The organism is Bradyrhizobium sp. UNPA324 (genome assembly GCF_006658635.1).
In the GTDB taxonomy this organism is placed as follows: Bacteria; Pseudomonadota; Alphaproteobacteria; order Rhizobiales; family Xanthobacteraceae; genus Bradyrhizobium; species Bradyrhizobium nanningense.
Genome location: NZ_LFJD01000004.1, coordinates 4,016,986 through 4,038,286, shown reverse-complemented (window position 1 = coordinate 4,038,286; position 21,301 = coordinate 4,016,986). Strand labels below are relative to the sequence as shown.

Sequence of the window (21,301 nt, the reverse complement as noted above, 5' to 3'; positions counted from 1 at the left end):
CGCAACATCTCCCTGTGGTTATGGGTCCCCGCGTTCGCGGGGACGACGACCGAATGTGTAGCTCAAGCCGTGCCTTGCCGCTTCCGTTCCGTGAACGGCGACAGCACCACCGTCGCCATCATGAAGATCACCGACGCGCCGAACACCCAGTGCGGCGCGCTTTGGTCCATGATCCAGCCGAACAGCAGGGGTGAGACGATGCCGCCGAGATTGAAGCCGGTGGAGACGATGCCGAAGGCGCGGCCTGCCGCGCCGGGAGGAGCTGCATTGCGCACCAGCATGTCGCGGGAGGGGGCGATCACGCCGGAGAGGAAGCCCGCCACCGTCATCGCGGCGGTCAGGATCCAGCCGGGCAGCGTCACCAGTGCGATCAGCAGCACGATGGCCGCGTTCACGGCAAAGCAGGCCGCGGCGACGTAGCCGTGGCGTTCGGTGTGATCGGCGAGGAAGCCGCCGGCGAGCACGCCTGCGGCGCTCGCGCCGAGAAACGCGGTCAGCATGACGTTGGCTGCCGAATAGGAGGTCCCATAGCCGCTCATCAGCGCGACGACGCCGAAATTGTTGATACCGGCGACCGACAGGCTGAGCAGCATGAACAGCGCCGTCAGCGTGATCAGCGCCGGGGTGATGACGGCCTGCTTCGGCGCGTTTTCCGTGCCCGGCTTCGTCTTGCTGGCGCCGGCGTCGGGAATGTTCATGACGAGCAGCAGCAGCGCCACCAGAATGCCGATCGCGCCAGATGCGATCAGCGCGCCGACGCCACCGGACAGGGCGACGAGTGCGGCAACGATCGCCGGCGCCACCGCTCCGCCGAGAAAACCGGCAAAGGTGTGGATCGAGAAGGCGCGCCCCATCCGCGCCTCGTCCATGTGCTCGGCCAGGATCGCGTAGTCCGCGGGATGATAGACGCTGTTGGCGAGGCCTAGCAGCACGGCGCAGGCAATCAGCGAGACGTAGCTGAGGTGCAGGCCGAGCAGGATCAGCGCTAAGCCGCCCAGCGTGAGGCCGATCATCAGGATTTTGCGCGCGCCAAAATGATCGACGAGGTAGCCGGTCGGCGCCTGCGTCAGTCCGGACACCACCGCGAACACGGTGAGCGCGAAGCCAAGCTCGATATAGCCAACGCCGAGCTGCGCTTTGAGAAACGGGAACAGCATCGGCAGGACCAGCAAATGGAAATGGCTGACCCAATGCGCAATCGAGATTCCCGTCAGCGTGCGCAGCGCGCTGTCCGCCTTGCCTTGTTGCGGTGCGGCGAGAACGTCGACCATTGCAGTTCCGTTTCACTCCCCAGAAGCGCGGAAACTATCGGAGAGCAGTTATTTGTCCATAAACGCAGGCGCATGGCAGGTAGTGCCGGCGGTCTGTCGTCCCTGCGAACGCAGGGACCCATACCGCGTGATCTCTCGATTGCGACCGGTCGCAGTACCGAACGCCGCTCCTCCGCCAAACTCCTCCCTGGGGTTATGGATCCCTGCGTTCGCAGGATGACAGCGGAGTTTGGGGCCACACCCTCACAACGGCTCGTCGTCCGGACCGTAGCGGTCGCGTTTCGGCGTTGCGATGTCGCCGTCCTCGTAGTCGTCGTCATCACGAGGAGACGGGGGAATCTTCGCCTTGTCATCCGCCGGCTTTTTGTCGGCGATTTTGGGAGGCGCGCTCGGTTTGCCGATCTTGGTCATGGCTGATCCCGGATGGTGATGCTGCACCCGATCCTAACCCGAAAATATGTGCGGTCCCTGACTTGGCGCAATCATCGCACCCGAGGATGGTCTTCTGCCGTCAGCGCACGAGCGGCCCGCCAGCCTTCTTCCAGGCATCCACGCCGCCGGCGATATGCGCCGTGTTGGCGAGGCCGGCCTCCTTGGCCGCGGCCACCGCCATCGCCGAGCGCTCGCCAAAGGCGCAGAAGAACACGATGCGGCGGCCGGTGGCCGCTGCGACCTCGCGCAGCATGCCGCCGGGCTTGAGGCTCTCCTCGACTGACGGATAGGGCGTATGTAGCGCGCCTTCGAGCATGCCGTGCTTGGCACGTTCGTTGGCCTCGCGCAGATCGACCAGCAGGATGTCGGGCCGGCCGAGACTGCGGATCGCCTCGATGGCGCTGAGTGCGCGGCCTTCTTTCTCGAGTTCCTCCTGATGCAGGCCGACATGCATGTTCGCGGGCACGGCCACGTCCATCATCTTGGGATTCGGCAGCTTCAGATTGGCCATCAGCTCGATATATTCGTCGACCGAGCGCACCTGGAGCCTGGGATTGTAGCGCTTCTCCTCACCGATGGTGGAGACGGTGTCGCCCTTGTAGTCGTGCGCCGGGAACACCATCGTCTCGTCCGGCAGCTTCAGCAGCCGGTTGAAAATCGAATCGTACTGCGCGCGTGAGGAGCCGTTCTGGAAATCGGTGCGGCCGGTGCCACGGATCAGCAGCGTGTCGCCAGTGAAGACGCGATCGCCCATCAGATAGGAATAGGAATCGTCGGTGTGGCCGGGCGTGTACATCACGTCGAGCGACAGGCCCTCGATCGTCACCTTGTCGCCGTCGGCGACCCGCATTGCCACGACGTCGGCCTTGGTCTGGTCCCCCATCACGGTCATGCAATGGGTGCGGTCGCGCAGCTCGCCGAGGCCGGTGACGTGGTCGGCATGCAGATGGGTATCGACCGCCTTGACCAGCTTGAGGTCGAGCTCGCGCAGCAATTGGCAGTAGCGGTCGACCTTCTCAAGCACGGGATCGAGGATCAACGCTTCGCCGCCGGGACGGCTGGCGAGGAGATAGCTGTAGGTGCCCGAAACGCTGTCGAAGAGCTGACGGAAAATCATGGCATGAGATCCGGCGGTGGAACTGATTTCGAGGATTTTACTACGCCAGCGCCAGGATAGAGAAGCAATTTGCTGCGTGGAGGAGATAATTTAGAAGATTGTTATTTGCGCGGGACGAGTGGACGCGGTGGCCGATCCACAAATCCGCCGTCGTCCCTGCGCACGCGGGGACCCACAACCCCAGGGAGGAGTTTGGCGAAGACCAGTCGTTCGGTACTGCTACCGCCGCGATGGATAGATCACGCGGTATGGGTCCCTGCGTGCGCAGGGACGACAGCGGAATGCGACGCGAGAGCGCAGCGCCTTCTACGGCCGCACCAGTGTGTACCCATTCTCCGCCAGGAACAGGATCTGCCCGGCGCCCACCTGCACGGGTGTCGCCGCGGGAATGAACTCCGGCCGCTTGCCGGTCTCGCGCTCGATCGTATCCACTGTGTTCAGACAGATGTCGAAACGCACGCCTTGCGCGATCAGGCTTTCGACCTGCTTGCGGCGCTCGCTGCCTGACAGCAAGAGGTCGATGCCGGGACCGAACGTCACCACCTCGATCGCGATCTTGTCGGGGGCGTAGGCCTTCAGGAGGTTGTTGGCGACGCTGAGCACCAGTGCCTGCTTGTTCGCATCGCCGTCGGAGAGCTGCAGCACGATCTTGTGCTCGGCGAACGGCTTGTCCTGGAGCAGCACCTGTTGCGCCGAGGCTGGCGGGGCGGCGGCGAAGATGAGCAGCGCCAGCATCAGCGCGGATAGGATCTGCGCCCGCCTCATCCCTGTCCCGCAATGCCTGGATTGTCGTCGACCCCCCTCAGCGTGACACCGGAGCCGAGCCGCTCCTGAAACATCCGGCCCGAGCGCAGATATTTGCCGACGACATCCCACACCGGCGCGCCTTGCTGGCCGGTGACCGAAGCCCAGCCTGCGACCTTGTAGCGGTGACTGGCGCTGAGCGCCTTGCCGCTATCGAGCTTCAACTCCGAGATGCGGTTGCCGATCGCGGCGGTCGGCGCGCAGGTGTAGCTGAGCCCGCCGGCGCGCACCATGTCGCCGCCCTGCTGGTAATAGGGATCGGTGTTGAAGAGGTTGTCGCAGATGTCTTCCAGCACGTCCTTGATCTGGGCGCCCGTCATCTCCTGCACATAGGTCTCGGGATAGGTGATCGCAGTTTCCGCGAGCACATCTTCCATGGTCAGCGCCTGGCCGGACAGCGCGGTGACGCCCCAGCGGAATCCCGGCGACAGCGCGATCTCGGTATCGAGCTCGGTGCGGAGCGCGGTGCAGATCAGCTCGTCGACCGGTCCGGAGAAATTGCCGCGGCGATAGAGCAGGCGGTCGGGCGTTGCGATCTTCGCCGACCAGTCGGTCACATGCGGCGCGCGCAGCCGGCCGATCAGCTCGGCCATGGCGGGATCGGGCTTCAGCAGTTCGGAATAAACCGGCAGCAGATGATAATGAACGTCGCTGACCTTGCCCTTGTCGATCGCGAGATCGAGCACGGCGAGGAATTTTCCGTTCGAGCCGGCATTGGTGACGAGCGTGGTGCCGCCGGCGTTCTTCACCGCAATCGGCTGCGGCACGGCATCATGGGTATGACCGCCGAGGATGACATCGATGCCGGTGACGCGGCTTGCGAGCTTGAGGTCGACATCCATGCCGTTGTGCGACAGCAGGATGATCGCATCGACCTTGTCGGTGCCGCGCAAGGCATCGACATGCTTCTGCAATTCCTCTTCGCGGATGCCGAAGCTCCAGTCCGGCGTGAACCGCTTGGGATGCGCGATCGGCACGTAAGGGAAGGCCTGACCGACGATCGCGACCCGATGGCCGCCGATCTCCTTGATGACAGATGGCTTGAACACGCGCCCACTGGTCTTGTCGAAGGCGGGGGCGTCGTTGAATGCGGCTTCCTCGGTCAGGAAGACGTTCTGCGCCAGGAACTCGCCCTTGAAGCGCTCGAGATTGTCGCGCAGCACCTGCTCGCCATAGGTGAACTCCCAATGTCCCGTCATCGCCTCGATGCCGAGCAGATTGGCGACCTCGACCATGTCGCGGCCCTGCATGACGTTGGCAAGCCCGGTGCCCTGCCAGAGATCGCCGCCATCGACGAGCAGCGAACGCTTCTCGCCAACCTCGCCGCGCAAGCGGTCGACCAGCGTCTTCAGATAGGCAAAGCCGCCGAGCTTGCCGAAGCGGGCTGCGGACTTCTCAAATTCGACGCAGCTGAAGGCATAGGCATCGGCGCTGTCGGAGCGGATGCCGAAACGCTCGAGGAAAGCGCGGCCGACCAGATGCGGCGGCCGTCCAGCCATGTCGCCGATGCCGATATTGACGCTGGGCTCGCGGAAATAAACCGGGTTGAGCTGCGCATGCGTGTCGGTGATGTGCAGGATGCGCGCATTGCCGAACCGCTCGAGGTCGTAAATGCTCGCGGTTTCGGTGCCACGCGCAAGTCGCGGCAGGCCGAGCGATGCGGCGGCAAGGCCTGCAGACTTCAGGAAATCGCGGCGGCGGATCGCCATCCAAAAATTCTCCGCGCCCTCAGGTGATCGCTGGACCGTTCCACTCGGAAACAGTCTAGCGGATTTCCATCGCCTTCCAGGCGTCTTTTTCAGACGTCGCCTGGAAGATCGACGCCTTTGCCAGCGCCTCGGCCTCCTTGGCAGCGGCGGTGGCGCGGTCGAAATCGCCGCCATCCGCGGCTTTCTTGGCGGCGGTCAGCGTCGAGACGGTCACGGTCCACTGGTTGCGCAAGCCGGCAGCCTGCTTCGATGCGGCTTCGGCGGCCGTGTAGGCTGCCTTGTAGTCCGCTTCATTTGCCGCGCGCGCCGTGGCCACGAGGCCGAGCGCGAGCAGCATGGCCAAGGCAAGTGTCCGCTTCATGGCCGTGCTCCCGGGCCCGATATCGGCAGGCCGTTGGCGACGTAGGACAGGAAGTATTCGACGTCGCGGTATTCGTCCGACTGCGGCTCCAGCGGAACCGCACGGGTCTGGCTGTTGCAGGTGGCGAAGCGGCGGCTGATCGTGCCCATGCCGCTCCATTCCGAACGGTAGATCGGCATCGCGTTCAGGATGCCGAGCGCCGGCGCCAGGGTCTCGGCGCGGATGCGCTCGCCCGGGCTCTGCACATGGCAGCTTGCGCAGGAGAAGTTCAACTGGCCGCGGCGGGTGTAGAAATAGCGCTTGCCGTTTTCGAAGGCTTCGAGCGCACGCGGATCATCGGGGATCTTGATGTCCATCGGCTTGCCGCGCGAGGTGTAGGCCATGTACGCGGTCAGCGAGGCCATCTCGTCCTTGACGTAGGAGTAGGGCGCTTCCCCGTTGGCCTCGCGGCAGCGGTTGAGCGCGAGCTCCAGCGTGACGACCTTGCCTTCCTTCGTGTCGAAATAGGGATAGTTCTGGCGGATGCCGATGCCGCCGTCCGGGAAGCAGTCGGCATAGGTCTTGCCGTTCTTGAATGGCGTTGCAAACATCTCCTTGCCGGCATCGAGCGCGAACTCATAAGGCGGGAATTCTTCCTTCTCCTGCCATTGCCGCTTCAAATCCGCGTTCATGGAATACGGACCGTTGACGAAGTCCTCGTGCTTCACATTCGGAAATTTCTTAAAGAAGAAGTTCTGGAACGCCTTGGCGTCGGCGACGGGATCGATCTTGTCGGCTGCGACGACGCGCGGAGAGGTGAGGGCGAACGCCACGAGCGCGGCGCTGAGCGAGCCAAGCAGCAGGGCAGACCGGGTCTTCATCACGCGATCTTCGCGGTGGTCGTATCCGACGCACCCTGGTTGTCGGTCCAGGAGATCTTGAGCTCGTCGCCCTTCTTGGCGCCCTTGAAGCTGAATTTCACATAGGGGTCCTTGGAAACCGCGGTGCCCCAATCGGCGACGAAGACGTCCTTGCCGTTACATTCGAATTTCAGCTGCTGGATGTAATGCGCGGGGATCAGCTCGCCCTTGGGGTCCTTCACCAGGCCGGTATCCATGGGGTGCTGGATCAGAGCCTGCACCTCGGTGATGTCGCCATTGGATGTTGCGCGCACGCGAATGCTTGATGCCATCGGACCGATCCTCCTAGCCGCCGCAGCCGCCGACGGTGACCTTCACTTCCTTGCTGGCGCTGTAGAGCTTGCCGTCAGCCTCGACGATGGCGACCAATTTGGTGGTCTTGGCCATCTTCAGTCGGTTGGCGACAGCCGGAATCGCGCCTTCGGCGAGCTTGTAGGACGCTGCGAGCGCGTACGGGTTCTCGGCCACGAAGAACGAGATCGAGCTCACCTTGTCCAGCGTCGTCGTCACCGACACCGGCACGACGCCGCCGTTCTCGGCGATCTCGGGCGCATCCAGCCTGACCTTGTCGGAGGGCTCGGCGGTCTTGCCGTAGAGTGCCTTGATGGCATCGGCCTCGTTCTTCTGCCTGAAGGCCTCTTCCGGATATTTGTCGTTGGCCGCGGCACGCGCGGGGCTCGCCGTGAACGGCAGATTGCCGAGGCCGAGCAGTGCGACGGAGGCCGCGCCCTGAAGGATCAGGCGCCTTGTCGCAAGCGGGCCGGTGGTCGTGGTCATCTCTGGTCTCCTGGGCAGCCGGCCGTTACAGGGTCTGCAGGAAATCAACGATCGCGCTGATCTCCTGTTCGGTCAAAATCCGGTTCCGGCCGAACGGCGGCATCATGGTTTGCGGATTACGCTTGGTCTCGTCGAAGATGATCGCGGTGAGCTCGTTGCGATCGGGATACTTGGCCTTGAGGCCCTTCAGTTCCGGGCCGATCGTTCCCGGCAGGTCGCCGCCTTTGATGACGTGGCAGGTCAGGCAATTGCCCTTGCCGCGGTCGAAAGCGAGCTTTTGGCCGTCGGCCACACTGGATTGCGCCTGTGCCCCAGGCGCGCCGGCGAAGAGGGCCAGCGCCACCAGGATGGCAGGCTTGCAAGGAAAGGCGGTCAAGGCATCGTCCCAAGCGTTATGTCGATGATCTCGTTTGTGGAAATATATAGGCGTTCCAAAGCACAAAGGGCATCGCCTGACAATCAAGACTATGCACGCGGCAAAATGGAGTTAATATCCTCCGCATTGCAACCGGCGAGATAGTTCGTTCATCCAACAGGGCGGCACTAGCAAATTATTCTAGGGCGTTTGGCCCTCGGGCCTTCCTTTCTGTTTCACATATTTTGGGGATCTCGCTTGGCTGAATATGTCGTCGAGTTTGGCAGGGATGGTGGACGGGTCGAGCCGGATGGGCGGCTCGATGCGCCGGCGTTCCATCGCAATCACGTGCCGATCTGGGCGGCGCTGGAAAAGCACCTCGCTGGGCTGACCGGCAACGTGGTCGAGCTCGGCAGCGGAACCGGCCAGCATGTGGTCCATTTCGCCGGCCACACGCCCGGCCTGATCTGGTGGCCGAGCGACCTCAATCAGCGCCATCTCAGGAGCATCGAGGCCTGGCGCGTGTATGCGGGCCTGCCAAACATCCGCAGCCCCCTGCGGATCGATCTCACCGATCCCGACTGGTGTCCGGAGATGAAAAACGGGCAGGCGCCGACGAGCCTTGCCGCCGTGTTCTGCGCCAATGTCATCCACATCGCGCCCTGGGCGGTGGCCGAGGGCCTGTTCGCCGGTGCCGGCCGTTATCTGCGCTCCGACGGCAAGCTGTTCCTCTACGGCCCCTTCAAGCGCGACGGCAAGCACACCGCGCTCAGCAATGCGGTGTTCGACACCTCCTTGCGTGAAGGCAATCCGGAATGGGGCGTGCGCGACATCGGCGACGTCGAGGCGCTCGCGAAGGCCGCGGGCCTTCGCCTCGTCGATTCCATCGACATGCCCGCGAACAATCTCACGCTGGTGTTTGCGCGGTAGCCACGCGGGAGGTGCGCTCCCTCCCCCGCCTGCGGGGGAGGGTCGGGGAGAGGGTATCTCCGCGGGCGAGAACCCCCAAGAGGAGAAAGCCCTTACCCGCGTCGCTTCGCGCCGCGACCTCTCCCTCAAGCGGGAGAGGTGCATCGGCCGCTGGGTCCGCGTTGGTCAAGTCAACACGCTGTCACGCCTCGCCGTCCTTCCACCCGATCTTCTCCTTCAAAAACCGGAAGCCGAGCACCTCGAACCCCGCACGTTCCTTGTTGTCCTTGCCGTAGCCGTGACCGCCGGCTGCCGGCTCGTAGAACCAGGCCTCATAGCCCATCGCCTGGAGCTTCGCCGCCATCTTGCGCGCGTGGCCGGGATGGACGCGGTCGTCGCGCCGCGTGGTGGCGATCAGGATCGGCGGATAGGGCTGGCCGGCTTTCACGTTGTGATAGGCCGAGTAGGTCTTCAGCCACTCCCATTCTTCGGGCTTGTCGGGATCGCCATATTCCGCGATCCAGCTCGCGCCCGCGAGCAGCTTGGTGTAGCGGCGCATGTCGATCAGCGGGATGGTGCAGAACAGTGCGCCGAAGCGCTCGGGGTAGCGCACCAGCATGTTGGTGATCAGGATGCCGCCGTTCGATCCGCCCTGCGCCGCGATCCGTTTTGCACTCGTCACGCCGCGTCGCACGAGATCGGCGGCGACCGCGGCGAAATCATCATGCGACAGCTTCTTGCCGGCGAGCCGGCCGGCATCATGCCAGCGCGTGCCGAACTCGCCGCCGCCGCGCAAATTCGCCTGCACCGTCGTGCCGCCGCGCTCCAGCCACAGCTTGCCGAGCGAGGAATTGTAATACGGCTTCACGGCAAGCGCGAAGCCGCCATAGGCGCTCATATAGACCGGCGCATCGCCGGTCTCCTTTGCGGGGCCGGTCTGGACATAGGGAATGCGCTCGCCGTCGACCGAGACCGCCTCGTGCTGGGTGACCACAAGGCCGTCGGCGGTGAACGTCTTCGGCGCCTGCTTCAGCACGACCGGGCCGGCGACGCCGCGTTCGAGCAACAGCAGCGAGGGCGGCGTGAGCGGATCCTGCACGTTGGCGAGCAAATCGCCGTTGCTCTCGGATGGATGACGATCGAGCGGCCAGACGTCGACGACGCCGATCTCAGGCAGGCCTGGAAGCGTGTCGCGGCTCCAGCCGGTGGCGGATGGCGTGCGGATCTCGAAGCGCGGGCGCAGCTCGTCGAGGATCGACAGCACGAGCTTGCCCGCCGCCCAGAACAGGCCCTGCAGCGCGCGCCGCGGCGCCGGCTCGAACAGCACCGCGAAATCGCGGCTGCCGGCAAGGAATGCCGAGAGCGAGATGCCGAGCACGGTGTCGGTGGCATAGGTCCGCCCCCCGGCCGTCCAGTCCTTGCGCAGCTTCATCGCGAACCAGTCGCCATGCGCCTGCAGCCAGATGCCGGTCGGCAGATCGAGCTTGATTGTGGTGCCGGCGGCATCGCGCAGCCAGATCGCATGATTGAAGAAGTCGATCTGGTCGACGATCCAGACCCGCGGCTCAGGTCCGGTGTCGTCGACCATGCCATAGATCACCATGTGATCGGCGGTGGTTTCGATGATCACCTCCGCCTGCTCGACAGGTTGGCCGCGCCGCCACAGCCGGACCGTCCGCGCATAGCCCGAGCTCGTCGCCATGCCCTCGCCGTGCGCGCTCGACAGCAGCAGCGTGTCGGCATCGAGCCAGTCGACGCCGCCCTTGGCTTCCGGCAGCGTAAAGCCGTTCGTGACAAAGCTCTTCGTATCCATGTCGAATTCGCGCAACGTCACGGCGTCGCTGCCGCCGCGCGACAGGCTCAGAATCGCGCGTGGGCTTCCCGGCATCGTGGCGATCCCGCTCAGCAGCCAGTCCTCGCCTTCGCGCGCTGCGAGCTTGTCGATATCCAGCATGGTCTCCCACGCAGGACTGGGTTTGCGAAACTCCGCAAGCGTCGTCCGCCGCCACAGGCCGCGCGGGTTGGCGGCATCCTTCCAGAGATTGTGCAGGTCGGTGCCGCGCCGGGTGACATAGGGAATGTTGTCCGGGCGGTCGTAGATCGCAGCCAAGACGTCGCGGCCGTGCTCGTAGGCCTTGCCGCCGAACGCCTGGAGCGTCAGCTCGTTCTGCCGCTCGACGAAATCGAGCGCCTGCTTGCCTTCGATCTCCTCCAGCCACAGGAAAGGATCGTCGTCGGGAGCGCTGAGCGTGGGCCGGTCATCGACGGTCATGAACGAAACTCCCAAAGATCGCGGCGGATAGGATTTGATCGAGCGCAAGCCGTCAAGGGCGCGGCCCGCTATCATCCGACCGATTGCGTCAGAGGCATGGCCTGCGCCCGTTTGCGCCGGTTGCCCGCCCTCCCGCACCCCTCCATAGTGCCCGGGAATCAACAAAGCCCTCGTGAGCCCCTTGAAAGTCCCTTGGGGGCGGAAAAGCCGATGCTTGACGTGACTGCAGCCCATGAGATCGCCGACGACGCCCGTGCGCGCGCCAATGTGGTGCGCCTGGCCGCAGCCCAAGCGCTGACCGGCGCCAACTCGGCGGTGATCTTCGCCACCGGCGCGATCGTCGGCGCCACGCTCGCGCCCGACATGTCGTTCGCGACCGTGCCGATCTCGATGTATGTGGTCGGACTTGCTGCCGGCACGCTGCCGACCGGCGCGATCTCGCGCCGTTTCGGCCGCCGCGTCGCCTTCGTCATCGGCACGGGCCTCGGCACGCTGACCGGCCTCCTCGGCTCGTTCGCGATCCTGCACGGCTCGTTCGCGCTGTTCTGCATCGCGACCTTCCTCGGCGGCCTCTACGGCTCCGTCGCGCAGTCCTATCGCTTCGCCGCCGCCGACGGCGCCAGCGCGGCCTACCGGCCCAAGGCGGTGTCCTGGGTGATGGCGGGCGGCGTGTTCGCCGGCGTGCTCGGTCCGCAGCTCGTGCAATGGACCATGGACGTCTGGCAGCCCTATCTGTTCGCCTTCAGCTTCCTGGTGCAGGCCGCCGTGGCGCTGATCGCCATGGGGATCGTGGCCGGCGTCGATATGCCGAAGCCCGCGCCGGCGGATCTGCATGGCGGCCGGCCGCTCTTCACGATCGTGACGCAGCCGCGCTTCGTCGCCGCGGCGCTGTGCGGCGTGATCTCCTATCCCATGATGAACCTGGTGATGACCTCGGCGCCGCTCGCCATGAAGATGTGCGGCCTGTCCGTATCCGATTCCAATTTCGGCATTCAATGGCACATCGTCGCCATGTACGGGCCGAGCTTCTTCACGGGCACTCTGATCGCCCGCCTCGGCGCTCCGAAGGTCGTGGCTGCCGGCCTGCTGCTGGAAGCCGGCGCCGCCGGCATCGGACTCTCCGGCCTCACCGCGATGCATTTCTGGGCCACGTTGGCCGTGCTCGGCGTGGGCTGGAATTTCTCTTTCATCGGCGCCTCCGCGCTGGTGCTGGAGACGCACCGCCCGCAGGAGCGCAACAAGGTGCAGGCCTTCAACGATTTCCTGGTGTTCGGCATGATGGCGATCGGCTCGTTCTCCTCGGGCCAGCTGCTCGCCAATTACGGCTGGTCGGCGGTGAACCTGGTGGTGTTCCCACCGGTGATCCTCGGTCTCGTCGCGCTCTCGCTGGTCTCCTGGGCCCGCCGCCGCAGGGCGCGGCTGGATGCCGCGATGGGCGAGTTCCCGGACGCGGTGTGACTGGCAGGAGGCTGTCAGCAACGTCAATACTTCGATCCAGGTCGAAGTGATTTTCGGTGCTCGGGTTGTTACATGATGCTCGTCATCAACAGGCGAACGTGAAGCACAGCGCTCGCGGGGGCAACGAAGGACCAGCGCAAATGCTCGACAACCCCCGCACCATCTCTCCAATCGACGAATCCTCTCTCCGTTACGAAGGTTGGCGCATCGTCGCGGTCTGCTTCCTGCTCGCGACCTTTGGCTGGGGGCTCGGCTTCTATGGTCAGAGCGTCTATGTCGCCGAGCTCCAGCGCGCGCGGGGCTGGCCGACCACGCTGATCTCCGCCGGCACGACATTCTTCTATCTGTTCGGTGCGCTGCTCGTCGTCTTCGTCGGCGAAGCCGTGCGGACATACGGTCCGCGCCTCAGCCTGATCGCCGGCACGCTGGCGATGGCGGCAGCTAGCGTCGCGATCGGCGCGGTGCGCGAGCCCTGGCAACTCTATCTCGCAAATGCCGTGCTCGCCTTCGGCTGGGCCGGCACCAGTCTTGCCATGATCACCAACACGATCAGCCTGTGGTTCGACCACAAGCGTGGCATGGCGATCAGCCTCGCGCTCAACGGCGCCAGCTTCGGCGGCATCGTCGGCGTGCCGCTGCTGGTCACGCTGATCGGCCATGTCGGCTTTGCCAGTGCGATGTATGCCGCCGCCGGGGCCATGCTGGTGCTGTTGCTGCCGGTGATCCTTTTTCTCGTCGGCCGGCCGCCCGATCACCACGGCTGGCACGCGGCGGCGAAGGCCAAGGTGCAATCATCGACGCAGATCCGCGCCTGGGCGCTGCGTGATGTCGGCTTCCTGACGGTGACCATTGCCTTTGCGCTGGTGCTGTTCGCGCAGGTCGGCTTCATCGTGCACCTGATCTCGTTCCTCGATCCCGTGATCGGCCGCGAGCGCGCCGCGGTCGCCGTCGCGGTGCTGACTGCGATGGCGGTGGTCGGCCGCGTGCTGTTCTCGCTGGTGATCGACCGTCTCAACCAGCGCCTCGCCTCGGCGCTGTCGTTCCTCAGCCAGGCCGCGGCGCTTCTGGTCGTCATCAACCTGCACAATGATTACGTGCTGATCGCGGCCTGCGCATTGTTCGGCTTCTCGGTCGGCAACCTCATCACGCTGCCGTCGCTGATCGTGCAGCAGGAGTTCGACAGCGCCGCGTTCGGTGTGCTGATCAGTCTGAATACCGCGATCAACCAGGTCACCTATGCGTTCGGCCCCGGCGTCGTCGGGGCCTTGCGCGACTGGTCCGGCGGCTATTCGCTGCCGTTCTATCTCTGCATTGCGCTGGAGGTTGTGGCCGCGGCGTTGATCATGGTGCGGGGCAAACCAAAAGCGAAGCTCTCGTAGGGTGAGCAAAGGCGCGAAGCGCCGTGCCCACGATTTCTCAATGGCTCACAAAAGTCCGTGGGCACGCTCCGCTTTGCCCACCCTACGGCACCTGTGCGAAGCCGCGACGGCGTCTCAACAAACTCCGTCATTGCGAGGAGCCCTTGCGACGAAGCAATCCAGGCTGTTTCCGCCGAGACAATCTGGATTGCTTCCGCCTACGCCAAAGGCTTCGGCGGACAAGTCGCTGCGCTCGCAATGACCGGGAGAGATCGGGAGTTCACCCCTCCCGCTCCCTCAATAGCGCCTCCACATCCAGCCGCTTCGTAAACATCGCCAGCTTCCCATCCGGCCCGAACGGCCATTGCTCCCGCGGCTTGTCCCAATACAGCTCCACGCCGTTCTCGTCCGGGTCGCGCAAATACAGCGCCTCGCTGACGCCGTGATCGCTGGCGCCGTCCAGCGCAATGCCGGCCGAGAGCACCCGATGCAGCGCATCCGCCAGCGCCGGCCGCGTCGGATAGAGGATCGCGGTGTGATAGAGGCCGGTCGTGCCTGATGGCGGCGGCGAGCCGCCCTTGCTCTCCCAGGTGTTGAGCCCGATGTGGTGATGATAGCCGCCGGCCGAGATGAAGGCCGCACCCGAGCCCATCTTCTGCATCAGCTCGAAGCCGAGCACGCCGCAATAGAAGCCGAGCGCCCGATCGAGGTCGGCGACCTTGAGGTGGACGTGGCCGATCCGTGTGCCGGCATGAACGGGGCTCTGCGACATGTGAATGCTCCATTGACAACGTCCACATAAGGCGAGCCTCGGGACAGTGCCATTGGCCTATCCCGAAACCCAGCGTTTCCGGATTCAAAACAGAGCGGAACGAGTGTTGGTTGAAACCGATGTTTCTCCAGGCTCGGTGAACCTCTCCCGCTTACGGGGGAGGTCGGCGCGAAGCGCCGGGAGGGGTTCTCTCCTCTTGGGGATTGTCCCATTGAGGAAACACCCTCTCCCCAACCCTCTCCCGCAAGCGGGAGAGGGGACGCACCTGCGTCGGGGCACAATCTCTAGCGCTTCAAGCCAGCTCCTTGACCTCGCCCTCGGGCAGCTCGAACTCGAAGGTGTTCAGCGTCATCGACACCATCGTGTAATAGCCGCACAGGCCGATCACTTCGACCACGCCGCGCTCGCCGAGCAGCTTGACCGCTTCATCGTAAAGGCCCTTCTCGACGCCGTGTCCCTCGTGCAGCGATTTCGCGAGGTCGTAGATCATCTTCGCCTTGGGATCGTCGAACGCGGGCGTGCGGCGATCGCGGATGGCGTCGATAATTTTTGGATCCATGCCGCCGGCGAGCGCGAGGCGCTTATGGGCGTACCATTCGTAATGCGCGGTCCAGTGCCGCGCCGTCACCAGGATCGCGATCTCCGAGAGACTGGCCGGGAAGATCGTGTCGAAGCGCAACACCTCGCCGAGCCGCGTGGCGTGGCGGGCCATGTCGGGACTGCTGAGCCAGGCCATCATCGGTGCCGGCGGCTTGCCGCGCTTGCCGGCAACCGACTCGTCATAGGTCTGCCGCTGGCTCTCGCTCATTTCGCCAGGCGAAAGAAGTCTTAGGCGCATCGTCGTTTCCTCTTTGTTTTCAAGCACCGTCTCGGCCTACGACTATAGCGGAATGCGGCGCGCGGAAGTGGTTGAATTCCGCGGAAGCTTGGCCCAGAGTCGCGCCCAACAAGCCGATCTTGATTGATGGAAACGACCAATGTCTGAATCCAAGAGCAGTGACACTGAATCCGCCGAGCTCGAAACGTTCCGCGCCGAGACGCGCGCCTGGCTGGAAGCCAACTGCCCGCCGGAGATGCGCAAGCCCGCGACGTCGGACGCCGACGTATTCTGGGGCGGACGCAACGCCAAGTTCTCCTCCGAGCCGCAGCGCATCTGGTTCGAGCGCATGCGCGACAAGGGCTGGACCGTGCCGGATTGGCCGAAGGAATATGGTGGCGGCGGCTTGAGCGCTGCCGAGCATAAGGTGCTCCGCGCTGAGATGGGAAGACTCGGCGCGCGTCCGCCACTGTCGAGCTTCGGCATCTGGATGCTCGGGCCGGCGCTCTTGAAATACGGCAACGACGCCCAGAAGAAGGAGCATCTGCCGAAAATCGCGGCGGGCGAAATCCGCTGGTGCCAGGGTTATTCCGAGCCGAATGCCGGCTCCGATCTCGCTTCGCTCCAGACCCGCGCCGAAAGCGACGGCGACGACTTCATCATCACCGGCCAGAAGATCTGGACCTCTTACGCCAATTACGCCGACTGGATCTTCTGCCTGGTCCGCACCGATCCCACGGCCAAGAAGCACGACGGCATCAGCTTCATCCTGTTCGACATGGCCTCGAAGGGCGTCTCGACCAAGCCGATCCTCCTGATCTCCGGCTACTCGCCGTTCTGCGAGACCTTCTTCGACGGCGTCCGCGTGCCGAAATCGCATGTCGTCGGGCAGATCAACCGCGGCTGGGACGTCGCGAAATATCTGCTGCAGCACGAACGCGCGATGATCTCAGGGATGGGTGAGCGCGGCGTCGGCCGTCCGCTCGGCCAGATCGCGGCAGACTCCGTCGGCACCGATGCGCAGGGCAAGCTCGACGATGCCATGCTGCGCGGCAAGATCGCCACGTTCGACGTCGATGAGGCCGCGCTCGCCGCCTGCGCCGAGCGTGCCGTCGATCTCGCCAAGGCAGGGCAGGCGCATCCGGCGTTCTCCTCGGCGATGAAATATTACGGCACCGAGCTCAACAAGCGCCGCTACGAGATCCTGATGTCGGCCGGCGGCGTCGACGCGCTGGAATGGGAAAGCGAGCGCTCCAGGCAGGGCGCCCGTCCGCGCGCCTGGCTGCGCACCAAGGCCAACTCGATCGAGGGCGGCACGACAGAGGTGATGCTCGGCATCGTCGCCAAGCGTATCCTCGATTTGCCGGGGGCTTAAGTTCAGTCCTCATCCTGAGGAGCGGCCATCATGCCGCGTCTCGAAGGATGGCCACGGCCTCACGGTTCGAGACGGCGCGACGCGCCTCCTCACCATGAGGGTCGCCACCGAATTCACTCGACAGTCCTTTCTGGAGCCCATCATGGCCCTCGTCCTCACCGAAGAACAATCGATGCTCCGCGATTCAGCGCGCGGGCTGATCAGCGACAAGGCGCCGGTGTCGCACCTGCGGCACTTGCGCGACAGCAAGGATCCCACCGGCTTCTCCAAGGAGCTTTGGCATTCCTTCGCCGAGATGGGCTTTGCCGGCCTGCTGGTGCCGGAAGAATTCGGCGGCAGCGGTCTCGGATTCATGGAAGCCGGAATCGTGATGGAGGAGATCGGCCGCACCTTGATGCCGTCGCCCTTCCTCGCGACCTCAGTGGTTGCGGCGTCCGCGCTGAGCCGCGGCGGCAATGCCGCGCAGAAATCGGAATACCTGCCGAAGATTTCCAACGGCTCGCTGCTCGCGACGCTGGCGATCGACGAAGGCGCAAAACATCGCCCGCTCCAGACCAGCTTGCAGGCCGTGCGCGCCGGCAACGGGTTCAAGCTCTCCGGCGCCAAGGCGCTGGTGGTTGACGGCCACGTCGCCGATCTCCTGATCGTCGCGGCCCGGACCGCGGGCTCAGCCGGCGAGCGCGAGGGCCTCACGCTGTTTCTGGTGAACCCGGCGGCCAAGGGCGTTGCGATCGAGCGCACCATCATGGTCGACGCGCACAATGCGGCGCGGATCGAGTTCGCCAATGTGGAAGTCAATGCCGACAGCGTGCTCGGCGAGGTCGATCAGGGCGCCGCTCTGCTCGACGGCGTGCTCGACATCGGCCGCGGCGCGGTCGCCGCCGAGATGGTCGGCCTCAGCGACGAGGTCTTTGGCCGCACCGTCGAGTACCTCAAGAACAGAAAGCAGTTCGGCAAGCTGATCGGCGAATTCCAGGCGCTGCAGCACCGCGCCGCCGAGCTCTATGTCGACATCGAGATCACCCGCGCCGCCACCATGAAGGCGCTCCAGGTGCTGGATGCCGATGTCGCCAAGGCCGCCGCAGCAGTCGCCGTCGCAAAAGCCCGCGCCGGCACCACCGCCACGCGCGCGGTGCAGGAGGGCGTGCAGATGCATGGCGGCATGGGCATGACCGACCAGTTCGACATCGGCTTCTTCATGAAGCGCGCAAGGGTCTGCGAGGAATTGTTCGGCGACGCCAATTACCACACCGAGCAGCTGGCGCGCGCGCGGGGGTATTGAGGCGACGGCCTCAAGGGGCAGCAGGATGGTGCCTCAACCCGGGTGTCGTCCCGGATGAACGCCGGGATCCATAACCCCAGGGAGTAGTTTGACGAAGGCTCGGAGTTTAGAGTGTCTCTCCGCGGTACTGTCACCTGCGCTTATCGATAGATCACGCGGTATGGGTCCCGGCGTTCGCCGGGACGACACCAGGGAGAGTCGCCCTTTCCTACCGCATCGGCGGCGCGTACTGCACGCCGCCGGCATTCCACAGCTGGTTCATGCCGCGCGGGATCTTCAGCTTGGACTTCTCGCCGATATTGCGCTCGTACATCTCGCCGTAATTGCCGACGTTGCGGATGATGCGGACGACCCAGTCCTTGGTGAGGCCGAGCTGCTCGCCGTAATTGCCCTCGGTGCCGACGAGGCGCATCACTTCCGGCTTCTTCGACTTCAGGGCCTCGTCGATGTTCTCCGAGCTGACGCCGAGCTCTTCGGCGTTGATCATGGCGTAGAGCGTCCACTTCACGATCATCATCCAGTCGTCGTCGCGCTGGCGCACGACGGGGGCGAGCGGCTCCTTGGAGATCATGTCCGGCAGGATCATGTGATCGCCGGGCTTGGTCAGGTTCAGCCTGAGCGCGTAGAGCTGCGAGACGTCGGCCGAGAGCGTGTCGCACTTGCCGGTGTCGTAGGCCTTCACGACATCGTCGAGCTTGTCGAACTTCACCTCGTCATACTTCATGTTGTTGGTACGGAAGTAATCGGCGACGTTGAGCGCGGTGGTGGTCCCGGTCTGCACGCAGACCTTGCTGCCGGTCAGGTCCAGCGAGGTCTCCTTGTTGCGTGACCGCGGCAGCATGAAGCCGGCACCGTCGTAATAGGCGACCGCGGGGAAGTAGAGATCGTAGTCGAGCTCGCGTGCCATGCTCCAGGTCGAGTTGCGCGAGAGGATGTCGACCTTCCGGCTCTGCAATTCCTTGAAGCGCTCGCTGGCGTCGAGCGGAACGAACTTCGCCTTGCCCGGATCGTTGAAGATCGCCGCGGCGACCGCGCGGCAGAAATCGACGTCGAAGCCGGTCCAGTTGCCCTTGTCGTCGGGGATCGAGAAGCCCGGCAGGCCCTTGTTGACGCCGCACAGCACCTCGCCGCGGCGCACGGTGCGCTTCAGCGTGCGGGTGTCGTAGAACTCGTAGATGATGGCGAGAACGGCGACCAGCACGGCGACCGCGAGCCCGATCAGCAGGCCGCCTCGAAAAGTGCGCATCATGTTACTCTCTCGAAAAATCGGGAAAAGGAATTGGGAGGGGAGCGCAGAGCATGATCCGGAAGATCATGCCATGAGCGTGATTCTCAGAGCTCGGGCTTCTGCCGGATGACCACCTTGGTGCCGACAGGGACGCGGTCGTAGAGATCGGCGACGTCGTTGTTGACGAGGCGGAAGCAGCCCGAGGACACCTTGGTGCCGATCGTGTCGGGGCGGTTGGTGCCGTGGATGCGGTAGACGGTGGTGCCGAGATACATGGCGCGGGCCCCTAACGGATTGCCGGGGCCGCCGGCCATGAAGCGCGGCAGGTAGGGCTGGCGCTGGATCATCTCCGGCGGCGGCGTCCAGTCAGGCCACTCCTTCTTGTTGGTGATGGTCACCAACCCCTGCCATTGAAAGCCGTCGCGGCCGACGCCGATGCCATAGCGGATCGCGCGCCCGCCAGGCTGCACCAGATAGAGGTGCCGTTCGGCGGTCGAGACGATGATGGTGCCCGGCGCTTCGGTGGTGCGGAAGTAAACGACCTGCTTCTGCCATTCCGGCTCGAGCTGGTAGGCGTCGTCGGCGACGAGGCCCGGCTCGTCGCCGCGGTCAGGCTGCTGGGCGGAGGCGGGGAGCGCAGACATGACGAGGCTCAAGGCTGCGACGGAGGCCGCCACAAACAGCCCGGTCCGGCGACGAAAATCGGTCATGTGATGCTCTCCCCGCTGCCACAGCGCAAATCATTCAAAGCCATCAAACCTGAGGGGCAAGTTCATGGCAAGTTGATGGCGCGTCGCCCTAGTATGTCATGAGAATGCTTTGGGTTTTTGACGCGCCCCAGGCAATGCCACGAACAGGGGATGGCGCGAAAAGCTTAGGTCGTGGTCAAGGCGGTGCTGCGCTCCCTCCCCCGCTTGCGGGGAAGGGCGGGGGAGAGGGTGTCTCCTCTAGGGAGAGACTCCCCCAGAGGAGAGAGCCCCCACCCGGCGCTACGCGCCGACCTCCCCCGCAAGCGGGAGAGGTTGCACCGAGCTCGCAGCTAGATCACCTGAGCCAACAGGCATCGATGTCAGATCTTGTTGCTCTCCGGCGCGATCCCGAGTCGCCTCACGATCTCCGTCGCCACAGCCCGCGCCTCGACGCGCGAGCCGATGCGGGGGCTGCGGAATCGTCGTCCCGAATGCAGCCGGATCACCACGATGCAGTGCTCGTCCTCGGACCGGCCGCGGCGCTCGACCGTGATCGTCTTCACATCGTGCCCCTTGATATGATCCGCGCGCGGCGTACCGTCGCCCCACAGGCGTTCAACGCGAATGTCGGCTTGCCTGATGATCCAGAACGCGCCGGTGACGAGATTGGCGTATCGGTAGACCGCGAAGGCGGCGAGCGCGCCGAGCGGCAGCAGCAGGATGTCGACATGGCTCGGCGATAGCCCCCGCCAGAGCTTGTATGCGTAGGGCACGGCGGACAACGCGACGGCGATCAACGCAACGATCCTGATGTCCCTTGCGGGAAACGGCTCGAGCGGCTCACCGAGACGCATCTCGGGATTGCTGGCATCGAGCGGATTGACCGGCGTCTCGACATTGGGGACGCCGAACTGTTCGGCGATCCGCGCCACGGTGTCATGAACGTGCGTGACATCGGAAATCGGAGGCGACGTCAGCCGCTCACCCGAGGCCAGCGTGAACGCCAGCTGGAAGCGGGCCTTTGCCCTCTTGCTGCCGGGAACCTGCAAGCCGGCGATGTCGTCTTTCGCGACGATCCGCGTGCGCAGTTTCCCGAACGGCCGCTGGTGCCCGATCAGGATCTCGTCGGGTGTGATGATCCACACCACCGCCGGCGCCATCATGATGCCGACGACGAATCCCGCGCCGACGAGCAGCGCGACCACGGAGATGATGATCTCCATGGTGTCGTGCGTGAGCAGGCCCGGCGTGAAGCAGAGCGCGACGGCCGCCGCAAAAGCGGACATCACCAGCCGCTGCGCGATCGAAGAGCCTTCACGGAGGCGAATGTCGGTGCTGGGGGGCGTGTCGTCCATCGCGGGCGGATGATTGCGTCGCCTTGGAAACTCCACGGACGGGTCCGTGGAGTCAAGCAAC

Annotated in this window: 21 protein-coding genes; 5 read left to right on the top strand and 16 right to left on the bottom strand. The window is 64.6% G+C overall.

The genetic code is table 11. From position 1 onward, the window contains the following. Positions 1-62: 62 nt before the first annotated feature. From UNPA324_RS19505 to soxX, 10 genes are all read right to left on the bottom strand, one after another. Positions 63-1,271, bottom strand: a complete 1,209-nt coding sequence (locus UNPA324_RS19505) for an MFS transporter (protein ID WP_141935472.1) — start codon at positions 1,269-1,271, stop codon at positions 63-65. A 243-nt stretch (positions 1,272-1,514) separates the two neighbouring features. Then, positions 1,515-1,682: a hypothetical protein gene (locus UNPA324_RS19500; RefSeq protein WP_164936679.1), complete on the bottom strand. Its 168-nt coding sequence runs from the start codon at positions 1,680-1,682 to the stop codon at positions 1,515-1,517. Between the two features lie 100 nt (positions 1,683-1,782). Beyond that, positions 1,783-2,820 (bottom strand): MBL fold metallo-hydrolase, encoded by a 1,038-nt coding sequence (locus UNPA324_RS19495; protein ID WP_141935470.1) that lies wholly within the window; start codon positions 2,818-2,820, stop codon positions 1,783-1,785. A 306-nt stretch (positions 2,821-3,126) separates the two neighbouring features. Then, positions 3,127-3,585 (bottom strand): DsrE family protein, encoded by a 459-nt coding sequence (locus UNPA324_RS19490; RefSeq protein ID WP_128922864.1) that lies wholly within the window; start codon positions 3,583-3,585, stop codon positions 3,127-3,129. Then, entirely contained in the window at positions 3,582-5,333 is a 1,752-nt protein-coding gene (gene soxB / locus UNPA324_RS19485; protein ID WP_141935468.1) for a thiosulfohydrolase SoxB, read from the bottom strand. The genes UNPA324_RS19490 and soxB overlap by 4 nt, the downstream gene beginning before the upstream one ends. Before the next feature lie 55 nt (positions 5,334-5,388). Continuing rightward, a complete protein-coding gene (locus UNPA324_RS19480; protein ID WP_128922866.1) occupies positions 5,389-5,694 on the bottom strand; it encodes a hypothetical protein in 306 nt (101 codons plus the stop codon). After that, a complete protein-coding gene (gene soxA, locus UNPA324_RS19475) occupies positions 5,691-6,554 on the bottom strand; it encodes a sulfur oxidation c-type cytochrome SoxA (RefSeq protein WP_164936680.1) in 864 nt (287 codons plus the stop codon). Before soxA ends, UNPA324_RS19480 begins: the two co-directional genes overlap by 4 nt. Then, a complete protein-coding gene (gene soxZ, locus UNPA324_RS19470) occupies positions 6,554-6,865 on the bottom strand; it encodes a thiosulfate oxidation carrier complex protein SoxZ (RefSeq protein ID WP_128922868.1) in 312 nt (103 codons plus the stop codon). Before soxZ ends, soxA begins: the two co-directional genes overlap by 1 nt. 13 nt (positions 6,866-6,878) lie before the next feature. Further along, positions 6,879-7,370 carry a thiosulfate oxidation carrier protein SoxY gene (soxY, locus tag UNPA324_RS19465; RefSeq protein WP_128922869.1) on the bottom strand — a complete coding sequence of 164 codons (492 nt, stop codon included), beginning with the start codon at positions 7,368-7,370 and terminating at the stop codon, positions 6,879-6,881. Between the two features lie 25 nt (positions 7,371-7,395). Continuing rightward, positions 7,396-7,746, bottom strand: a complete 351-nt coding sequence (gene soxX / locus UNPA324_RS19460) for a sulfur oxidation c-type cytochrome SoxX (protein ID WP_128922870.1) — start codon at positions 7,744-7,746, stop codon at positions 7,396-7,398. A gap of 237 nt (positions 7,747-7,983) precedes the next feature. Here soxX and UNPA324_RS19455 point away from each other — a divergent pair, with 237 nt between their 5' ends. After that, complete coding sequence (locus UNPA324_RS19455; RefSeq protein ID WP_128922871.1) at positions 7,984-8,655, top strand: DUF938 domain-containing protein; 672 nt, start codon at positions 7,984-7,986, stop codon at positions 8,653-8,655. A 181-nt stretch (positions 8,656-8,836) separates the two neighbouring features. On the opposite strand, the gene UNPA324_RS19450 is transcribed toward UNPA324_RS19455, so the two are convergent. Further along, positions 8,837-10,906 (bottom strand): prolyl oligopeptidase family serine peptidase, encoded by a 2,070-nt coding sequence (locus UNPA324_RS19450; RefSeq protein WP_181769446.1) that lies wholly within the window; start codon positions 10,904-10,906, stop codon positions 8,837-8,839. Positions 10,907-11,116: 210 nt separating this feature from the next. On the opposite strand from UNPA324_RS19450, the gene UNPA324_RS19445 reads away from it, so the two are divergent. Both UNPA324_RS19445 and UNPA324_RS19440 read left to right on the top strand, forming a co-directional pair. Then, the gene (locus UNPA324_RS19445) at positions 11,117-12,364 is read left to right on the top strand and encodes an MFS transporter (RefSeq protein WP_128922873.1); all 1,248 of its coding nucleotides are present in this window, start codon (positions 11,117-11,119) and stop codon (positions 12,362-12,364) included. A 140-nt stretch (positions 12,365-12,504) separates the two neighbouring features. Beyond that, positions 12,505-13,743, top strand: a complete 1,239-nt coding sequence (locus tag UNPA324_RS19440) for an MFS transporter (protein WP_128922874.1) — start codon at positions 12,505-12,507, stop codon at positions 13,741-13,743. Between the two features lie 259 nt (positions 13,744-14,002). Here UNPA324_RS19440 and UNPA324_RS19435 read toward each other — a convergent pair whose 3' ends face one another. Together UNPA324_RS19435 and UNPA324_RS19425 are read right to left on the bottom strand one after the other, a co-directional pair. Beyond that, the gene (locus tag UNPA324_RS19435) at positions 14,003-14,494 is read right to left on the bottom strand and encodes a VOC family protein (RefSeq protein ID WP_128922875.1); all 492 of its coding nucleotides are present in this window, start codon (positions 14,492-14,494) and stop codon (positions 14,003-14,005) included. A gap of 292 nt (positions 14,495-14,786) precedes the next feature. Continuing rightward, positions 14,787-15,332, bottom strand: coding sequence for a carboxymuconolactone decarboxylase family protein (locus tag UNPA324_RS19425; RefSeq protein WP_128922876.1), 546 nt, complete (start codon positions 15,330-15,332; stop codon positions 14,787-14,789). 139 nt (positions 15,333-15,471) lie between these two features. On the opposite strand from UNPA324_RS19425, the gene UNPA324_RS19420 reads away from it, so the two are divergent. Beyond that, positions 15,472-16,686 carry an acyl-CoA dehydrogenase family protein gene (locus UNPA324_RS19420; RefSeq protein ID WP_128922877.1) on the top strand — a complete coding sequence of 405 codons (1,215 nt, stop codon included), beginning with the start codon at positions 15,472-15,474 and terminating at the stop codon, positions 16,684-16,686. A gap of 142 nt (positions 16,687-16,828) precedes the next feature. Next, positions 16,829-17,968, top strand: coding sequence for an acyl-CoA dehydrogenase family protein (locus tag UNPA324_RS19415; RefSeq protein WP_141935465.1), 1,140 nt, complete (start codon positions 16,829-16,831; stop codon positions 17,966-17,968). A 208-nt stretch (positions 17,969-18,176) separates the two neighbouring features. Here UNPA324_RS19415 and UNPA324_RS19410 read toward each other — a convergent pair whose 3' ends face one another. The 3 genes from UNPA324_RS19410 to UNPA324_RS19395 form a co-directional block, all read right to left on the bottom strand. Next, positions 18,177-19,214 (bottom strand): amino acid ABC transporter substrate-binding protein, encoded by a 1,038-nt coding sequence (locus tag UNPA324_RS19410; protein ID WP_128923020.1) that lies wholly within the window; start codon positions 19,212-19,214, stop codon positions 18,177-18,179. A gap of 86 nt (positions 19,215-19,300) precedes the next feature. Beyond that, on the bottom strand, positions 19,301-19,906 hold the full coding sequence (locus tag UNPA324_RS19405; protein ID WP_141935463.1) for a L,D-transpeptidase: 606 nt from the start codon (positions 19,904-19,906) through the stop codon (positions 19,301-19,303). Positions 19,907-20,265: 359 nt separating this feature from the next. After that, the gene (locus UNPA324_RS19395) at positions 20,266-21,240 is read right to left on the bottom strand and encodes a hypothetical protein (RefSeq protein ID WP_181769445.1); all 975 of its coding nucleotides are present in this window, start codon (positions 21,238-21,240) and stop codon (positions 20,266-20,268) included. Positions 21,241-21,301 lie beyond the last annotated feature (61 nt).